20 protein-coding genes are annotated in these 17,667 nt (G+C 61.6%); 8 read left to right on the plus strand and 12 right to left on the minus strand.

What is annotated here, in order from left to right:
• The 3 genes from BHE81_RS28755 to BHE81_RS13475 all read right to left on the minus strand — a co-directional run.
• Nucleotides 1-634, minus strand: a 634-nt coding sequence (locus tag BHE81_RS28755) for an acylphosphatase (protein ID WP_228268716.1), incomplete at its 3' end; no start/stop codon positions are given.
• An 8-nt stretch (nucleotides 635-642) separates the two neighbouring features.
• Nucleotides 643-1,170 carry an electron transport protein HydN gene (hydN, locus tag BHE81_RS13470; protein ID WP_002914875.1) on the minus strand — a complete coding sequence of 176 codons (528 nt, stop codon included), beginning with the start codon at nucleotides 1,168-1,170 and terminating at the stop codon, nucleotides 643-645.
• A 136-nt stretch (nucleotides 1,171-1,306) separates the two neighbouring features.
• On the minus strand, nucleotides 1,307-2,320 hold the full coding sequence (locus BHE81_RS13475) for a LacI family DNA-binding transcriptional regulator (protein WP_004174685.1): 1,014 nt from the start codon (nucleotides 2,318-2,320) through the stop codon (nucleotides 1,307-1,309).
• A 267-nt stretch (nucleotides 2,321-2,587) separates the two neighbouring features.
• Between BHE81_RS13475 and ascF the strand changes: the two genes are divergently transcribed.
• The 3 genes from ascF to BHE81_RS13490 all read left to right on the plus strand — a co-directional run bounded on the left by ascF (nucleotide 2,588) and on the right by BHE81_RS13490 (nucleotide 5,970).
• Nucleotides 2,588-4,030 (plus strand): PTS cellobiose/arbutin/salicin transporter subunit IIBC, encoded by a 1,443-nt coding sequence (ascF, locus tag BHE81_RS13480; protein WP_002914879.1) that lies wholly within the window; start codon nucleotides 2,588-2,590, stop codon nucleotides 4,028-4,030.
• A 26-nt stretch (nucleotides 4,031-4,056) separates the two neighbouring features.
• A complete protein-coding gene (locus BHE81_RS13485; RefSeq protein WP_004181034.1) occupies nucleotides 4,057-5,481 on the plus strand; it encodes a 6-phospho-beta-glucosidase in 1,425 nt (474 codons plus the stop codon).
• Nucleotides 5,482-5,661: 180 nt separating this feature from the next.
• Nucleotides 5,662-5,970: a SymE family type I addiction module toxin gene (locus tag BHE81_RS13490; protein ID WP_002914883.1), complete on the plus strand. Its 309-nt coding sequence runs from the start codon at nucleotides 5,662-5,664 to the stop codon at nucleotides 5,968-5,970.
• Here BHE81_RS13490 and hycI read toward each other — a convergent pair.
• The 9 genes from hycI to hycA form a co-directional block, all read right to left on the minus strand.
• Nucleotides 5,967-6,437: a hydrogenase maturation peptidase HycI gene (hycI, locus tag BHE81_RS13495; protein ID WP_004174683.1), complete on the minus strand. Its 471-nt coding sequence runs from the start codon at nucleotides 6,435-6,437 to the stop codon at nucleotides 5,967-5,969. The genes BHE81_RS13490 and hycI overlap by 4 nt on opposite strands.
• Nucleotides 6,430-6,840: a formate hydrogenlyase maturation HycH family protein gene (locus tag BHE81_RS13500; RefSeq protein WP_002914887.1), complete on the minus strand. Its 411-nt coding sequence runs from the start codon at nucleotides 6,838-6,840 to the stop codon at nucleotides 6,430-6,432. Before BHE81_RS13500 ends, hycI begins: the two co-directional genes overlap by 8 nt.
• Nucleotides 6,837-7,604 carry an NADH-quinone oxidoreductase subunit B family protein gene (locus BHE81_RS13505; RefSeq protein WP_002914891.1) on the minus strand — a complete coding sequence of 256 codons (768 nt, stop codon included), beginning with the start codon at nucleotides 7,602-7,604 and terminating at the stop codon, nucleotides 6,837-6,839. The genes BHE81_RS13500 and BHE81_RS13505 overlap by 4 nt, the downstream gene beginning before the upstream one ends.
• Complete coding sequence (locus BHE81_RS13510) at nucleotides 7,604-8,146, minus strand: formate hydrogenlyase complex iron-sulfur subunit (RefSeq protein ID WP_002914893.1); 543 nt, start codon at nucleotides 8,144-8,146, stop codon at nucleotides 7,604-7,606. Before BHE81_RS13510 ends, BHE81_RS13505 begins: the two co-directional genes overlap by 1 nt.
• Before the next feature lie 9 nt (nucleotides 8,147-8,155).
• Entirely contained in the window at nucleotides 8,156-9,865 is a 1,710-nt protein-coding gene (gene hycE / locus BHE81_RS13515; protein WP_004151044.1) for a formate hydrogenlyase subunit HycE, read from the minus strand.
• 16 nt (nucleotides 9,866-9,881) lie between these two features.
• On the minus strand, nucleotides 9,882-10,805 hold the full coding sequence (locus tag BHE81_RS13520) for a respiratory chain complex I subunit 1 family protein (protein WP_004149485.1): 924 nt from the start codon (nucleotides 10,803-10,805) through the stop codon (nucleotides 9,882-9,884).
• A gap of 2 nt (nucleotides 10,806-10,807) precedes the next feature.
• Nucleotides 10,808-12,634: a formate hydrogenlyase subunit 3 gene (hycC, locus tag BHE81_RS13525; protein WP_004890213.1), complete on the minus strand. Its 1,827-nt coding sequence runs from the start codon at nucleotides 12,632-12,634 to the stop codon at nucleotides 10,808-10,810.
• Nucleotides 12,631-13,239, minus strand: coding sequence for a 4Fe-4S dicluster domain-containing protein (locus BHE81_RS13530; RefSeq protein WP_004151047.1), 609 nt, complete (start codon nucleotides 13,237-13,239; stop codon nucleotides 12,631-12,633). The genes hycC and BHE81_RS13530 overlap by 4 nt, the downstream gene beginning before the upstream one ends.
• An 82-nt stretch (nucleotides 13,240-13,321) precedes the next feature.
• Nucleotides 13,322-13,771 carry a formate hydrogenlyase regulator HycA gene (gene hycA / locus BHE81_RS13540; protein WP_002914925.1) on the minus strand — a complete coding sequence of 150 codons (450 nt, stop codon included), beginning with the start codon at nucleotides 13,769-13,771 and terminating at the stop codon, nucleotides 13,322-13,324.
• 209 nt (nucleotides 13,772-13,980) lie between these two features.
• Between hycA and hypA the strand changes: the two genes are divergently transcribed.
• Genes hypA through hypE form a run of 5 tightly spaced genes read left to right on the plus strand, consistent with a single transcriptional unit; the run spans nucleotide 13,981 to nucleotide 17,592 of the window.
• Nucleotides 13,981-14,325, plus strand: coding sequence for a hydrogenase maturation nickel metallochaperone HypA (hypA, locus tag BHE81_RS13545; protein WP_004145778.1), 345 nt, complete (start codon nucleotides 13,981-13,983; stop codon nucleotides 14,323-14,325).
• Nucleotides 14,326-14,328: 3 nt separating this feature from the next.
• Nucleotides 14,329-15,201 (plus strand): hydrogenase nickel incorporation protein HypB, encoded by an 873-nt coding sequence (hypB, locus tag BHE81_RS13550; RefSeq protein ID WP_004181043.1) that lies wholly within the window; start codon nucleotides 14,329-14,331, stop codon nucleotides 15,199-15,201.
• Nucleotides 15,192-15,464, plus strand: a complete 273-nt coding sequence (locus BHE81_RS13555; protein WP_002914934.1) for a HypC/HybG/HupF family hydrogenase formation chaperone — start codon at nucleotides 15,192-15,194, stop codon at nucleotides 15,462-15,464. Before hypB ends, BHE81_RS13555 begins: the two co-directional genes overlap by 10 nt.
• Nucleotides 15,464-16,585 (plus strand): hydrogenase formation protein HypD, encoded by a 1,122-nt coding sequence (hypD, locus tag BHE81_RS13560; protein WP_023286815.1) that lies wholly within the window; start codon nucleotides 15,464-15,466, stop codon nucleotides 16,583-16,585. The genes BHE81_RS13555 and hypD overlap by 1 nt, the downstream gene beginning before the upstream one ends.
• Nucleotides 16,582-17,592: a hydrogenase expression/formation protein HypE gene (hypE, locus tag BHE81_RS13565; protein WP_023301541.1), complete on the plus strand. Its 1,011-nt coding sequence runs from the start codon at nucleotides 16,582-16,584 to the stop codon at nucleotides 17,590-17,592. The genes hypD and hypE overlap by 4 nt, the downstream gene beginning before the upstream one ends.
• Nucleotides 17,593-17,667: the final 75 nt, after the last annotated feature.

Below are 17,667 nucleotides of genomic sequence, written 5' to 3' on the forward strand. Positions count from 1 at the left end.
CCACGATGTCGCCCGCCGCCAGCCGGGCGATAGCCGCCTGCAGCGCCGCCTCGCCGTCCAGCGTTTCCCCCTCAGCCCGCCATTCCAGTCGCGGCCCGCAGTCGGGGCAGGCCACCGGCTGGGCGTGAAAACGGCGATCGGCAGGATCGCGGAATTCCGCCTCACAAGGGGAACAGAGCGGGAACGGCGCCATTGCGGTGAAGGGCCGGTCGTAGGGCATGGCGCGAATAATGGTCAACCGCGGGCCGCAGTGGGTGCAGTTGATAAAGGGGTAGCGGTAGCGGCGTGCCCGGGGATCGTTCATCTCCTCGAGGCACGCCGGGCAGGTCGCGGCATCGGGCACAATCTGAGTGCGCATCCGTCCCGCCCCGCTCTCGCGGATGGTGAAATCCTGCGGCGTGGCCGCCCAGCGATAGGGAATGCAGGCGGTACTGTCGATCCGCGCCAGCGGCGGGCAGTGGTCAGCCAGAGCGGCAGTAAAACCGTCGTCGCCCCCGACCAGCCGCACCAGTACGCCGTCGCCGTCGTTACAGACATCGCCGCAGCGGGCCTGCGCCCGGGCCAGCTGCCAGACAAAGGGGCGGAACCCCACCCCCTGCACTTTACCGCGAATGCGGATTTGCACCCCGTTCATGCCTTGACTTACCAGGCCAGCGCCGTACGGCGACGTTTCTCGATATTCATCTGCTCAAGTTTGTTGCGGTCAACGCACACGAGGGCATGCGTCGGGCAGACTTCCATGCAGGCCGGGCCGCTCTCGCGGTGGAAGCAGAGATCGCACTTGTTGGCTTCGGCTTTTTCCGCCACGACGTTCAGTCCGGCGCCGCTATGGCGGATCACCGGGCGCACCACCACCTCCATCGCCCCGTACGGGCAGGCGACGACGCAGGTTTTGCAGCCGATGCAACGCTCCTGCATCACATGGACAAAGCCTTTATCGCGGCTGATGGCGCCGTTCGGGCAGACATTGGCGCAGGGGGCGTCTTCACACTGACGGCAGGCGGTCGCCGTGGAAACATTGACCCCTTTGATCACGTGAATACGCGGCTGAAAGGTGTGAGGCGTCAGGGAGGCGCAGTCCTGATGTTCCTGATGGGATACCACGCAGGCCACTTCGCAAGTGCGACAGCCGATACATTTGCTCGCATCGGCGATAATGAAACGGTTCATCCATTTCTCCAGCAGTAAGAAGGTTACGCGCCGAAGTATGCATAATACGTTCCAAGTTTTTAATATATTGATTATAAAGACTATTATAGCTGGGCTTTGCTGTCATCGTCAGTAGTGACGATGACAGCTGACGACGTCAGGCACAGGGGCCCGCCACCAGCGACTCGCGTTCAATCAGCGCTCCGGGAAAGCTTTGCTGAAAGTTGAATTCCCCGCCATCCAGCATAAAGATCAGCCGATTGATGCTCTCTTTAATCATCTCCGTCACCGGCACCCGGACGCTGGCGAGCGACGGCACCATATACGGCGCAAGAGCAATATCGTCAAACCCCACCACCGAGACCTGTTCTGGCACCTTAACGCCCAGCTGGTGAAGCTGCTTCATCGCCCCGATGGCCATATCGTCATTGCTCGCCACCAGCGCGCTGTAGGTAACCCCGCGCTGACGCAGGCTCTCCACCCCCGCCGCCCCGGTTTCCGGCGTCCAGCGCCCTTCGGCGATAAGCGCCTCGTTCAGGGCGATGCCGTGGCCAGCCAGCGCGTCTTTGTAGCCGGCGAGGCGTTCGACGCCGGTGGGAGAGTCAAGGGAGCCGGTAATAAAGGCGATATCGCGATGGCCAAGCGCAATCAGCCGCTCCACTACCCGCATCGCCGAGGCTTTTTGATCGGACCAGACGCAGTGGCTGGCGTGGCGGCGCAGGCGGCGATTAAGCACCATGATCGGCTGCGAGTGGTTCTCAACGATCTCGTCCATCTCATCGACGGTGAGAAAGCGCGGGTAGATGATGATCGCATCGCAGCGCAGATCCAGCAGGTACTGGATCGCCTCCCGCTCCTCTTGCGCGCTGTGCTTGCCGTCGGCCAGGATCAGCTGCCGCCCTTTATCCTCCGTCATCCGCGCCACGTGATACAGCAGTTCGCTAAAATAGACGCCGTGGTACAGGGTATTGGTCACCACCAGGCCGAGGGTTTGCGTGGTTTTGGTCGCCAGGTTGCGCGCCAGCAGATTAGGCCGGTAGCCGCTCTCCGCCACCGCCTTAAACACCCGGTCTTTGGTCTCCTGGCTGACATAGCCGTTGCCCGACAGCACCCGCGAAACGGTCGCCTTCGATACCCCCGCGCGCTTTGCGACCTCCAGCATCGTTGCCATGTGATTCTTCCTGTTGCAAAAGTTGCAGGCAGTGTACTGCACGTTTCCCGCTTTTACAGCACCCCCCTGTTCATCACCGCGATCCTGCTCACGGCGACGCTTAGCGATCAAAATCACAAAATTGAGATCATATTTTTTTATTTCTTGTGCAATTAAATAAAACTCACCATGATTTTGTGGAACCGGTTTCCTATAAAAACATGGTATCGCCCAGCGATGCGGGGCGGTGGCAGATCAGTACCCTATTGATAAACAGGATAAAATCCGATGTCGAAAAATTATGCAGCCCTGGCGCAACAGATAGTCGCGGCAATCGGCGGGGTCGACAACGTCGCCGCCGTTACCCACTGCATGACCCGTCTGCGCTTCGTGGTTAAAGACGACGAACAGGTCGATAGCTCTACCCTGAAAGGCCTGGCCGGGGTGCTCGGCGTCGTGCGCAGCGATAACCAGTGCCAGGTGATCATCGGCAACACTGTCTCCCAGGCCTACCGCGAGGTGGTGAATCTGCTGCCTGGCGACCTGCGCCCGGCTGAGCCGCAGGGCAAAGCGCCGCTGACCCTGAAACGCATCGGCGCCGGGATCCTCGACGCGCTGATCGGCACCATGTCACCGCTGATCCCGGCGATTATCGGCGGATCGATGGTCAAGCTGCTGGCGATGATCCTCGAGATGAGCGGCGCGTTGCCGAAAGGCTCGCCGACGCTGACCCTGCTGGCGCTTATCGGCGACGGCGCATTTTTCTTCCTGCCGCTGATGGTGGCCGCCTCCGCGGCGGTGAAATTCAAAACTAATATGTCGCTGGCTATCGCCATCGCCGGGGTGCTGGTGCATCCTGGGTTTATCGAATTGATGGCCAAAGCCGCCCAAGGAGAACACGTTGAATTCGCCTTTATTCCGGTTACCGCGGTGAAATACACCTATACGGTGATCCCGGCGCTGGTGATGACCTGGTGCCTGTCGTATATCGAGCGCTGGGTGGATCGCATTACCCCGGCGGTGACGAAAAACTTTCTGAAGCCGATGCTGATCGTGCTGATCGCCGCCCCGCTGGCGATCCTGCTGATTGGCCCGCTGGGCATCTGGATCGGCAGCGCCATTTCCGCGCTGGTGTATACGATCCACAGCTATCTCGGCTGGCTGTCGGTGGCGATCATGGGCGGGCTGTGGCCGCTGTTGGTGATGACCGGTATGCACCGCGTCTTTACGCCGACCATCATTCAGACCATCGCCGAAACCGGCAAAGAGGGTATGGTGATGCCATCGGAGATCGGCGCCAACCTGTCGCTCGGCGGCTCTTCGCTGGCGGTAGCGTGGAAAACCAAAAACCCGGAGCTGCGCCAGACGGCGCTGGCCGCCGCGGCATCGGCGATTCTGGCCGGGATTTCCGAACCGGCGCTGTATGGCGTGGCGGTGCGCCTGAAGCGCCCGCTGATCGCCAGCTTAATCAGCGGCTTTATCTGCGGCGCGGTGGCAGGTATTGCCGGACTGGCCAGCCATTCGATGGCGGCGCCGGGGCTGTTTACCAGCGTGCAGTTTTTCGATCCGGCCAATCCAATGACCATCGTCTGGGTGTTTGGCGTGATGGCGCTGTCGGTGGTGCTGTCGTTTGCCCTGACGCTGATCCTTGGCTTTGAGGACATTCCCGTTGAGCAGGCCGCTGCCGACGCCAGAGCGCGCCAGGCCCGGGCCCAGGCATCCCACGCCTGAATACACTATTGATAATGAGGTAATGCATGGCGAGTTTCCCACAGGGATTTTTATGGGGCGGCGCACTGGCCGCCAACCAGTCTGAAGGCGCTTATCTTGAAGGCGGTAAGGGGCTGACCACCGTGGATACCCTTCCCCACGGCGCCCATCGCCTGCCGGTAAAATTAGGCCTGGAGAAGCGCTTTACGCTGCGTGAAGACGAATTTTACCCCAGCCACCAGGCGATCGATTTTTACCATCGCTATAAAGAAGATATCGCCCTGATGGCCGAGATGGGGTTCAGCGTCTTTCGCACCTCCATCGCCTGGAGCCGCCTGTTCCCACGCGGCGACGAACAGCAGCCGAATCCGCAGGGCATCGCCTTCTATCGCTCACTGTTCGAGGAGTGCAAAAAGCACGGTATCGAGCCGCTGGTCACCCTGTGCCATTTTGACGTGCCGATGCATCTGGTGATGGAGTACGGCTCCTGGCGCAACCGCAAAATGGTGGATTTTTTCAGCCACTACGCCCGCACCTGCTTTGAAGCTTTTGACGGCCTGGTGAAATACTGGCTCACCTTTAATGAAATCAACATCATGCTGCACAGCCCCTACTCCGGCGCCGGGCTGGTGTTTGAAGAGGGTGAAAACCAGGAGCAGGTGAAGTATCAGGCCGCGCATCACGAGCTGGTGGCCAGCGCGCTGGCGACGAAAATCGCCCATGAGATTAACCCGCAAAATCAGGTCGGCTGTATGCTGGCCGGCGGTAATTTCTACCCTTACTCCTGCAAGCCGGAAGATGTATGGATGGCGCTGGAGAAGGACCGCGAAAACCTGTTCTTTATCGATGTCCAGGCCCGCGGCGCCTATCCGGTGTGGGCCGCGCGAGTGTTCCGGGAAAAAGGGGTCACGATTGCGAAACAGCCGGGCGATGACGAGATCCTAAAAAACACCGTCGATTTCGTCTCCTTTAGCTACTACGCGTCGCGCTGCGCCTCGGCGGAGATGAACGCCAGCAACACCAATGCCGCCAACATCGTCAAGTCGCTGAAGAACCCGCACATTCCGGCCAGCGAATGGGGCTGGGGCATCGACCCGCTGGGCCTGCGCATCACCATGAACATGATGTACGACCGCTATCAGAAACCGCTGTTCCTGGTGGAAAACGGGCTTGGCGCCCGCGATGAGATCGATGCCAATGGGGACATCAATGACGACTATCGCATCAGCTACCTGCGCGAGCACATCAGGGCGATGCGCGATGCTATCGGCGACGGCATTCCGGTAATGGGCTACACCAGCTGGGGCTGCATCGATCTGGTCTCGGCGTCCACCGGCGAGATGAGCAAGCGCTACGGCTTTGTCTATGTCGATCGCGACGATGCCGGCAACGGCACCCTGGCGCGTAAGCGTAAAAAGTCATTCTTCTGGTACCAGAAGGTGATAGCCAGTAACGGCGCCGATCTCGACTAAGCACCCTCGCCCACGCGCGCCCGTTCCCCGCGATAACCGGGGGACGGACGTCGGCTATCTGTTGCATCCATTACATGCTTTTTTCTCGAGTCTGATTCCAGTTTCTGGTTTGCCACCTGTTTACAATAACTGGTATTTTATCCAGTACTTTTACCGGGTATCTTCAGCAAGGAGCACATCATGAGCGCACAGCACCCTACCGCAGCCAGAGGGATAGCCAGGGCCATTCGCCAGTTAACCGTGGGATATGTCAGAAAACGCCATGAGGACCGCAAAACGCGGGAGACGCGGCGCTACACCCGCCACGCGGCATTAAGCTTAAACGGCGACTGGCTGGAGCAGGCGGGGTTTCCGGTCGGCACGCAGGTCAGAGTCTCGGTGTCGCCCGGTAAATTAGTGATAGAGAATCTTGAGCTGGCAGCGCCGGGAACGGGGCTCCCTTCCGGCCAGTCGTGCGCCGGCGGAGAGCCCGGTTCGCCGCAGGGCTAGTCGTCCGCGGCCTCCAGCTGAGTAAAGCCGCCCTTGCCCTGCCAGCCTGCCAGCTGCTGATACACCCGGGCAACGGCCTCTTTCACCGGCTGGGTCATCGGATAATAAAAACCGACGATATCCGGCTGAATGCCGAGGAAAATCACCTCGCCGACGTCTTCTTTCAGCTGATCGACCAGATAGTTGAGCGGCATGTTATGGGTGGTCATCATAAACATCTCGGCGATGTCGTCGGGATCGATGATGCGAATGTCGCCGGGGTTTAGGCCCATATCGGTGGCATCGACAATCAGCAGGCGTTCGGGGCGTAATTCGCGGATCGCCACGATGTCGTTTTCCGGCGCGCTGCCGCCGTCGATGACCACCCACTGGCCGGCCGGGTTCGCCGCGCACATCTCCGCCAGCAGCGGGCCGGCGCCGTCGTCGCCCATCATGCTGTTGCCGACACAGAGTAAAACGTCAGTCACGTAATCTCCTCACCATCAGGTAGATGGCGCTCTCCTGGTGAATATCATGCAGCATGCTGAGCAGGGTTTTGCTCCACGCCTGCTGCTGCGGGGTCTGCGCGGACTGCGCTTTATCAAAGGCGTTGGCCAGCATCGCCACATGACTGCTGTCGATGACGATTTCGCCATACTTCGGCACGCCCTCCATTTTGCGCCGCGCGGCGCTTCCGGCCTCAAGGGTGGCGATCCATGCCAGATACGCGTCCCACGGGCAGCTCAGCGCCGCCTCCAGACAGTCGATGACGCCGAGGTGGTGGCCAATCGCCAGGCTGTAATAGACCACCTGCTGCGCCTGATCCGGCGTGGCGTCGTTCTCATCAATAAATTTACGGCTCAGCTGACTGAACACCACCGTCTCGCTCATCGGATACGCGCCCCCTCGACCACCTGGTTGAGATGGGTGACGATCTCGGTCAGACGCGGATCTTTCTCCGCCTCCAGCCAGCGCAGCACCTGGCTGTCGCCCTGGCCAAGCAGACGCATATAGTCATCGGCAATCTGCCGTCCATAGCGATAGCCCGCCAGACGCCGCGCTTCGCGATCGATGCGCACCCGCAGAGGCTGCACCATATCGGCATGCAGCAGCTCGGTCGGCTGTTCGTCGAGCTCACCCGGCAGACGGGCATGAATTTTCTGCTCCAGCAGGCCAAGCGCCATGGCGAAGCCGTACAGCGTGGCGGCTGGCGTCGGCGGGCAGCCCGGAATATAGACGTCGACCGGTACGATTTTATCGGTACCGCCCCAGACGCAGTACAGGTCGTGGAAGATGCCGCCGCTGTTGCCGCAGGCGCCGTAGGAGATACAGATCTTCGGATCCGGCGCCGACTGCCAGGCGCGCAGCGCCGGGGAGCGCATCGCGCGAGTCACTGCCCCGGTAAACAACAGAATATCGGCATGGCGCGGCGAAGGCACCACCTTAATCCCGAAGCGTTCAGCGTCGAACAGCGGCGAAAGGGTGGCGAAAATTTCGATTTCGCAGCCGTTGCAGCCGCCACAGTCGACGCGGTAGACGTAGGCCGAACGTTTAATCTTCTTCAGTAGCGAGGCCTTCATGCTGGCGATGGATTCATCCACCGTCATCGGCACGGGAATGCCGTTTTCATCGCGCGGGCCAAGTAAAGTACTCATCAGCTGGCCTCCCTCATATGGCGGGTCAGTTCAATACGATCGGACGGCACCAGGCATTTCTGGCGCTTGCATTCCGGGCAGGTTTCGAAGCTTTCGCGGTGCAGCTCGGCGCGGGTATCGCCGTTATGCTTGAGCAGCGCGATGGCGTAGTCGATCTCCTTCTGCACCGCGAACGGACGCTGGCACTCCCGGCAGTGGCAGATAGCGAAGCGCGACTGCTGGAGGAAATCCTCTTTCTTCCACACCGCCAGCTCATACTCCGGCGACAGCTTAATCGCCGCCGTCGGGCACACCTCTTCACAGCGACCGCAGAAGATGCAGCGCCCGAGGTTAAACTGCCACGCCAGCTGGTTAGTGGCCAGATCGATCTCGACCGTCAGGGCGTTCGACGGGCAGGCGTTCACGCAGGCCGCGCAGCCGATACACTGCTGTGGCGTATGCTCCGGCTTGCCGCGAAAGTTTTTGTCTACCGGCATCGGCTCCAGCGGGTAGGCGTGCGTCGCGGTGCCGGTCTTAATAACTTTTTTAATAAAGGTAAACATGGCGATTCCTTATTTCAGCGGCGAGTTTTTACGCTCGATGCTGTAGCGCTCCAGCTCTTTGTATGGCACCACTTTGCTCTTCTTCTTGCGTACATCGACCACGGTCATGCGGTCAGTACAGGAGTAGCACGGGTCGAGGCTGCCGATGATCAGCGGCGCATCGGAAACGGTGTTGCCGCGCAGCATATAGCGCAGGGTCGGCCAGTTGGCGTAAGTCGCCGCCCGGCAGCGCCAGCGGTACAGTTTCTGGTTGTCGCCGGTCATGCTCCAGTGGATATCGTCGCCGCGCGGCGCCTCGGAGAAGCCCAGCGCGAAGCGGTGCGGAATATAGGTGAACCCCTCCACCATCAGCGGGCCGCCCGGCAGGTTATCGAGACCGAAATCAATCATATTCAGCGCGGTGTAAACCTCGTTGATCCGCACCTTGAGGCGAGATATCACGTCGCAGCCCTGTTCGCTGTGAACTTCCATCGGCAGCAGGCCGTAACCGACAAACGGGTGGTCGGCGCGGGTGTCGCGGGCGTGGCCGCTGGCGCGCACCATCGGGCCGACGTTGCTGAAGTCGCGGGCGATTTCCGGGTCGAGACGGCCAATACCGACGGTACGCTGTTCCATATTCGGCGTGCTGAGCAGCATATCCACCAGCTCCTGCACGTCGCGACGCATCTGCTGCGCCAGCTGACGGGTCTGGATCATGTCCTCTTTCAGCAGGTCGCGGCGGATCCCGCCGATCAGGTTCAGGCCGTAGGTTTTACGCGCGCCGGTAAGGATCTCTGCCATCTTCATCGAGGTTTCGCGCACGCGGAAGAACTGCATAAAGCCGGAGTCAAAGCCGGTAAAGTGGCAGGCCAGACCGAGGTTCAGCAGGTGCGAGTGCAGGCGTTCCACCTCCAGCAGAATGGCGCGGATCATCTGCGCCCGCTCCGGCACCACAATGCCCATCGCATTCTCCACCGAGGTGGTGTAAGCGGTGCTGTGGGCGAAGCCGCAGATGCCGCACACCCGGTCCGACAGGAAGGTCACTTCGTTATAACCCATGCGGGTTTCCGCCAGCTTTTCCATCCCGCGATGGACGTAGAACAGGCGGTAGTCGGCGTCGATAATGTTCTCGCCGTCAACGAACAGGCGGAAGTGGCCAGGTTCATCAGAGGTGACGTGCAGCGGGCCAATCGGCACCACGTTGTTTTTCTTGCTGCCGAGCTCGTTAATAAACTCGTAGGTTTCGGCGTCGGTGGTCGGCGCCGGACGCTGGCGATAATCCATGCTGTCTTTGCGCAGCGGATAGAGTTCGTCCGGCCAGTCGTCCGGCAGCACCAGCCGGCGTTCGTCCGGCAGGCCGACCGGCACCAGGCCGTACATATCACGCACTTCGCGCTCGCCCCATACCGCCGCCGGGACGCGCGGCGTCACCGACGGGTATTCCGGTTTGTTGGCGTCCACTTCCACGCGCACGGTGATCCAGCATTTGGTGCCCTGCTCCATCGACAGCACGTAATAGACCGCGTAGTGGCCGTTGAGCTTACGTTCATCGTTGCCGAACAGCACCGACAGCCAGCCGCCCTGCTGGTAGTAGAGAAACTCCACCACTTCCGGCAGGTAGTTGACCTTCACGGTGATGGTTAACTGGTCTTTAGTCTGCCAGGCTTCGTCCAGCACCACGCCGGGAAAGGCCTGGTGCAGCGCCGCAAGGTAGTGTTGACCGATTTTTTCTTCAGACATGCTCAAACTCTCTTAATCACGCCACCAGCAAGGAGACGAAAGCTAAAAAGGCGAAACCAAACCCGGCCCAGGTGACGCGGGAGGTGGCACAAAAACGCAGACGCGCCATGCTGTTTTCAAACAGCGCGATAATTAGCACCCCAACCACCAGCTTAACGATGGCGACCACCAGCGCCAGCAGCAGGCCGCCGACGCTGAAGCTGGTCATCTGGCCCCACGGAAAGAAGACCCCGACAAACATCTGCAGCACCACCAGCTGTTTGAGGCTGATGCCCCACTTCAGGATGCCAAAGCCGCTGCCGCTGTATTCCGACAGCGGCCCTTCCTGCAGCTCCTGCTCCGCTTCCGCCAGATCGAACGGCAGTTTGCCCATCTCGATAAAGGTGGCGAAGGCGCAGGCGCATAACGCCAGAATCAGTGGAATGCTGCGCGCCGCCGGCCAGTGGTAAAGGGTATCGGTGATGGCGCTGATATGGGTCGAGCCGGCGACCTGCGCCGCCACCCACAGGCCCAACAGCAGGATCGGCTCCACCAGCACGCCGAGCATCGCTTCGCGACTGCTGCCCAGCGCGGTAAACGGGCTGCCGGTGTCCAGACCGGAAATGGCAAAGAAGAAACGGGCGATGGCGAACAGGTAGATCAGGGTGATGAGATCCCCCAGCACCGGCAGCGGGGAGTCTACCGTCACCACCGGCAGCGCGGTGGCGATGGTCAGCATCACGCCCACCATGACGTACGGCGTCAGGCGAAACACCCAGCCCGAGGCGTCAGGACCGACGCTCTGGCGGCCCAGCAGTTTCAGGATATCGCGATACTCCTGCAGTACCCCCGGTCCACGGCGGTTATGCAGCCGCGCGCGGGCGACGCGAACGATCCCGGACAACAGCGGCGCGACGGCAAACAGCACCAGCGCCTGTAGCAATGCAATTAACAGACTCATTCTCAGGCTCCTCGCGAAATGACAATCACCACCAGCACCGCCAGCTCAACCAGCGCGATCCCGCGCAGCAGCGCCGGCGCCGAGGCCGATTGCCAGCCCGGCACCAGACGCACCGGGTTCAGCCAGTGACGCAGCTTCAGCAACGGCGCAAAGGCCTCTTTCACCGGCATGGCAAAGCCGTGGGCCGTTACCACCATCGACTGCTCGTGGTCGTAACCGCAGACCCACGCCGCGCCGCGCGAGCGCGCCGCCAGGCGATCGCCTTTAAAGAAGATCATCAGCAGGAACGGCAGCAGCGGGCAGGCGATAAGCAGCAGCGCGATCATCGGCTGCGACACCACGCTCGATACCTGAGCCTGCACCGGGAAGGCGCCGCTCACCAGCGGCAGCAGCCACGGCGCGGCGATGCCGCCAACGAGGCAGAAAACCGCCGCCAGCACCACGCTCAGGGTCATCAGCCAGGGGGCGCAGGTGGCGTTTTCCGCCTCTTTCGTCCGCGGCGCGCCGAGGAAGGTCACGCCATAGACTTTCGCCATACACATCACCGCCAGTGCGCCAGTGATCGCCAGGCCAACGGCCAGTAGCGGCCCCAGCAGACGGCCAATAAACAGGTCGCCAGTGCTCATTTTGAAGAAGGATTGATAGATAACCCATTCGCCGGCGAAGCCGTTCAGCGGCGGCAGGGCCGCCATTGCCATCAGCCCCACCAGCATGGCGAGGGAGATCAGCGGCATTTTTTTACCGATGCCGCCCAGCTTCTCGATATCGCGATGGCCGGTGCGGAACCACACCGCTCCGGCACCGAGGAACAGCGTGGTTTTGAACAGGCTGTGGTTAATCAGGTGATACATGCCGCCGATAAAGCCCAGCACCATCAGCGTGCTGTTGCGGGTCGCCACGCCGGTGACGAAGGCGCCCAGCCCCAGCAGGATAATGCCGATATTCTCCAGGGTGTGATAGGCCAGCAGGCGCTGAATGTTATGCTCCATCAGCGCATACAGTCCGCCGATAAAGGCGGTGATCATCCCCAGCGCCAGCAGCATCACGCCCCACCACAGCGGCGGCACGCCGCCGGCCAGCGAAACGGTCAGCATGCCGTACAGACCGACTTTCATCACTACCGTGGAAAACAGCGCGGCGGCCGGCGCGCTGGCCCCGGCGTGGGCCTGCGGCGCCCAGCCGTGCAGCGGGATCGCCCCGGCCAGCAGGGCGAACCCCACCAGACCCGGCAGCCAGAGCAGCGGGTTCTGCATCATATCCACCGCCTGAAGGTTGATCTGCGCCAGCTCGAGGGTGCCGTAGGTTGACCACACCAGCCAGCAGGTCCAGGCCATCAGCAAAGTACCGAGACGCCCCAGCGCAAACCACAGCTTACCGGAGGCGGCGCAGCCGGTGAGAAACGCCGCGCAGAGCGCCATGATCTCCGCCATCACCACCAGTGAACCGATATTGGTCACCACCACCGCGCAGGTCGCGGCGGCCAGCAGCAGGTTGACCAGCGGGCCGTTGGCCTTCACCTGCGGGTGGCGATGCCAGCTAATATTGAACAATGACACCGGCAGCGCCGACAGGCCGATGGCCAGCAGCCACAGCGCGTTGACGCCCCCCACCCGTATCGTCAGGTGGAGAAACTGCAGCATGCCGCCGTGGATCCGCTCCGGCATCAGCAGCGCGGCGCCGCCGGCGACCACCAGCATGGCGCTGGCCACCGCGCCGCCGATCCCGGCAATGGCGCCGCTGAGCGGTTTGCGCATGGCAAACAGAAAGGCCAGTACGGCGCTGGCGGCATACCACGCCACCGCCTGATTCACTAATCCAATTACACTCATTCCCTCTCCCCCTGTTGCGCCTGGAACAGCGACAAGTCGCCAAGGTCGGTATTAAAGGTCAGCTGGCGTTTACGCTTGCTGGCCTGGGCGATATCACGGCTATCCACCAGCATCAGCGCGTTGGTCGGACAGGTCCGCACGCAGGCCGGGCCCTGGTCATCGAAGTGGCAGAGGTCGCATTTCACGGCAATAGCGCGCACGCCCGGTACCCAGTCGAGCAGCGAGCTGACGCGCGCCGGCGCCGGCGGCGCGGGGGGCGCCAGCCGGGTATTGGCATTCGCCGGGATATCCAGCGGGCGGCTGCCGGAAAATTCAATGGCGCCGAACGGGCAGGCAATGCCGCACAGTTTACAGCTTACGCACAGGCTCTCGTTGAGCTGGACCGCGCCATCGACGCGCTGGATGGCGTTAACCGGGCAGACGGTGGCGCAGGGAGCATCTTCACAGTGGTGGCACATCTGCGGTGCCGATTCTTTTTCATTACGCATCACCTGCAGCCGCGGCATAGCCTGCAGGCCGTGCTGGCGATGCGTCTCAGAGCAGGCGGCTTCGCAGGTGCGGCAGCCGATACAGACAGTGGAGTCAGCAATTACAAAACGGTTCACCGGGTCATCCTCGGGTGAAAGTCATTTTTGACGAAATCAGGTTGCGCAGGTGTCATTTTCGACACGTGTCGACACCTTACGATCAGTGGGTCAGCGCCAGATGGCTTAAATCCACCGGTTGGTCTTGTTCCATGGCGTCATACAGACGGTCATAGACGGTGGCGATAATCGCCAGATAGTGCTCCAGCACCTGGTCGCGGGAGCGGTTGCTGATGCGGCCGTCCACCGTGCCATCCATTGCGAGGGTGGCCTGAGCAATCAGATACTTATCACCGCCGTTTTTGTTTTCGACGTAGTACTCGATGGTGTGGCTGTTGAAGCCTTCCGCGAGGGCGACGAACACCTGAAAATGGCCGAACAGCACGAAGCACAGCTCTTTGTCCGGCGCGCAGCTCATCGCGTGATGCAGGCGGGCCTTCGACAAGGTGATCCCCTGAACCAGCGAGTTACAGTAGATGTGCCACTGCTCCTGCTGCTGCCGGTGACGGTCGGCGATGTAATCCGCCTTTTCACTTATTTCCCAAATAGTCATATCGGTTTCTCCGTAGCATGAGATGCACCCTCTAAGCATTTTTCATGCCAGGTTTTATTTAATTGATTTAACTATGTTTTTTTATCGACCTCTGCCGATGCGACATGTCGATGACAGCCCCGGGGCGTCGACATCGACATTGACTGCCACGACGATTTCATTCTGGCATCGTTATTGCATAGAAGGCGCATCGCGATACGGAGGCGACTATGCACGAAATCACCCTCAGCCAGCGGGCGCTGGAAATTATTGAACAACAGGCGCAGCAGGCCGGCGCGCGGCGGGTTACCGGCGTGTGGCTTAAGGTCGGCGCATTTTCCTGCGTGGAAGCCAGCGCCCTGACCTTCTGCTTTGAGCTGGTCTGCCGCGGCACGCTGGCGGAGGGGTGTGAATTGCATATCACCGAACAACAGGCTGAATGCTGGTGCGATCGCTGTCAGCAGTACGTCCATCTTGTCTCGCAGCACGTTCGCCGCTGCCCGCACTGCAATAACGACCAGCTGCAGATCGTGGCGGATGATGGCTTACAGATTCAGCGTTTAGAATTGGAGTAAATTATGTGTACAACATGCGGCTGTGGCGAAGGCAACCTCTATATTGAAGGAGACGAACGAAACCCGCATTCCGCGTTCCGCAGCGCCCCCTTCGCGCCCGCCCCACGCCAGACGATGACCATCACCGGTGTCAAAACCGACCACTTCGCCCCCACCCGCACGCCAGAGGGCGACCTGCATTACGGCCACGGCGAAGCGGGTACCCACGCCCCGGGGCAGAGCCAGCGGCGGATGCTGGAAGTGGAGATCGACGTGCTGGATAAAAACAACCGCCTGGCGGCACGCAACCGCGCACGCTTCGCAGCAAAACAGCAGCTGGTGCTGAATCTGGTTTCCAGCCCCGGCTCCGGCAAAACCACCCTGCTCACCGAAACCCTCACCCGGCTGAAAGGACGCGCCGACTGCGCGGTGATTGAAGGCGATCAGCAAACGGTCAATGACGCCGCCCGCATTCGCGCCACCGGCACCCCGGCGATTCAGGTCAATACCGGGAAAGGCTGCCATCTCGACGCCCAGATGATCGCCGACGCCGCCCCGCGCCTGCCGCTGGCTGACCGCGGCATTCTGTTTATCGAAAACGTCGGCAACCTGGTCTGCCCGGCCAGCTTTGATCTCGGCGAGCGCCATAAGGTGGCGGTGCTGTCGGTCACCGAAGGCGAAGACAAACCGCTGAAGTATCCGCATATGTTCGCCGCCGCCAGCCTGATGCTGCTCAACAAAGTCGACCTGCTGCCGTATCTCAATTTCGACGTTGAGCGGTGCCTGGCCTGCGCCCGCGAGGTCAATCCGCATATTGAAATTATTCTTGTCTCCGCCACCAGCGGCGAAGGCATGGAGCAATGGCTCACCTGGCTGGAGACGCAGCGATGTGCATAGGCATTCCGGGACAAATTTGCGCCATCGACGGCGTGCTGGCGAAGGTGGAAGTTTGCGGTATTCAGCGCGACGTCGACCTGACGCTGGTCGGCGCCGTAGATGAGCAGGGCCAGCCGCGGCTCGGCCAGTGGGTGCTGGTGCACGTCGGCTTCGCCATGAGCGTCATTAATGAAGCCGAAGCCCGCGACACCCTCGAGGCGCTGCAAAATATGTTTGACGTGGAGCCGGACGTCGGCGCGCTGCTGTACGGCGAGGAGCGATAATGCGTTACGTAGATGAATACCGCGCCCCCGAACAGGTGATGCAGCTGGTGGCCCATCTTCAGCAGCGTGCTCGTCTGCTGCCGCACACCGCCGCGCGACCGCTGCGCATCATGGAGGTCTGCGGCGGCCATACCCATGCCATTTTTAAATTCGGGCTCGACCAGCTGTTGCCGGAGAACATCGAATTTATTCATGGGCCCGGCTGCCCGGTGTGCGTCCTGCCGATGGGGCGCATCGACGCCTGCATTGAGATTGCCAGCCGCCCGGGAGTGATCTTCTGCACCTTCGGCGACGCCATGCGCGTGCCGGGTAAAAACGGCTCGCTTCTGCAGGCGAAAGCCCGTGGCGCCGATGTCCGCATCGTTTACTCGCCGATGGACGCTCTGCGGCTGGCGCAGCAAAATCCGCAGCGCGAGGTGGTTTTTTTTGGTCTTGGTTTCGAAACCACCATGCCCGCTACCGCCCTGACCCTGCGTCAGGCGCGAGAGCGCAACGTCGATAACTTCTACTTTTTCTGCCAGCACATCACCCTGCTGCCGACCCTGCGCAGCCTGCTGGACCAGCCGGACAACAGTATCGACGCCTTTCTCGCCCCGGGCCACGTCAGTATGGTGATCGGCACTGAGGCCTACGGCTTTATCGCCAGCGACTATCACCGTCCTTTAGTGGTCGCCGGTTTCGAACCGCTTGATCTACTGCAAGGCGCGGTGATGCTGGTTGAGCAGACAATAGCGCAGCGCAGCGATGTGGAAAATCAGTACCGTCGCGTGGTGCCGGATGAGGGTAACCCGCTGGCGCAGGCGGCGATGGCCGACGTCTTCCGCCTGGATGGCGACAGCGAATGGCGCGGCCTGGGGGTCATCAGCGACTCCGGCGTGCAGCTTACGCCAGCCTATCAGCGCTTCGATGCCGAGGCGCATTTTCGCCCGGCGCCGCAGCGCGTGTGCGACGACCCGCGCGCCCGCTGCGGCGAGGTGCTGACCGGCCGCTGTAAACCGCACCAGTGCCCGCTCTTCGCCAGCACCTGCAATCCGCAAAGCGCCTTTGGCGCGCTAATGGTCTCCTCTGAAGGGGCCTGCGCCGCCTGGTATCAATATCGCAGTCAGGAAAATGAAGTATGAAAAGCGTCCAGTTAGCCCACGGTAGCGGGGGACAGGCAATGCAGCAGCTGATCGGCGACCTGTTTATGCAGGCCTTCGCCAACCCCTGGCTGGCGGAGCAGGAGGATCAGGCGCGCCTCGATCTGGCGGCGCTCGCCGCCCAGGGGGACCGCCTCGCCTTCTCCACCGACAGCTACGTGATTGACCCGCTGTTCTTTCCCGGCGGCAATATCGGCAAGCTTGCCGTCTGCGGTACCGCCAACGATGTGGCGGTCAGCGGCGCCATCCCGCGCTATCTTTCCTGCGGCTTTATTCTCGAAGAGGGGCTGGAGATGGCCACCCTGGAAGCGGTGGTCGCCAGCATGGCCGACACCGCCCGGGCGGCAGGGATCGCCATCGTCACCGGCGACACTAAAGTGGTGCCGCGCGGCGCGGCGGATAAGCTGTTTATTAACACCGCCGGCATCGGCGCCATCCCGGCGGACGTTCACTGGGGGACGCAGCAGATTAGCGCCGGTGATGTGCTGCTGGTCAGCGGCACGCTGGGGGATCATGGCGCCACCATCCTTAACCTGCGCGAGCAGATGGGGCTGGACGGCGCGCTGTCCAGCGACTGCACGGTGCTGACGCCGCTTATCCAGACCCTGCGCCCGCTGAGCGGAGTGAAAGCCCTGCGCGACGCCACCCGCGGCGGGGTTAACGCGGTCGCCCATGAGTTCGCCGCCGCCAGCGGCTGCGGCATCGAACTGCAGGAGGCAACGCTGCCGGTCAACGACACGGTGCGCGGCGTCTGCGAGCTGCTTGGTCTGGACGCCCTGAACTTCGCCAATGAAGGCAAGCTGGTGCTCGCCGTCGCCCGCGACGAGGCGGAAAACGCGCTGGCGCATTTGCGGTCTCACGCGTTAGGACGCGATGCGGCGATAATCGGCGAAGTGGTCGCCCGCCCGGGCGTACGTTCCGTTGGGCTGTACGGCGTGAAGCGGACGCTCGATCTTCCCCACGCCGAACCGCTGCCGAGAATTTGTTAACGACGGCGTCGGGTCCCGGATAGCGGCTGGCGCCTTATCCGGGCTACAAAACTGCGCGCACATGTAGCCCGGCTA

Source organism: Klebsiella sp. AqSCr (assembly GCF_008452795.1).
GTDB lineage: Bacteria > Pseudomonadota > Gammaproteobacteria > Enterobacterales > Enterobacteriaceae > Klebsiella > Klebsiella pneumoniae.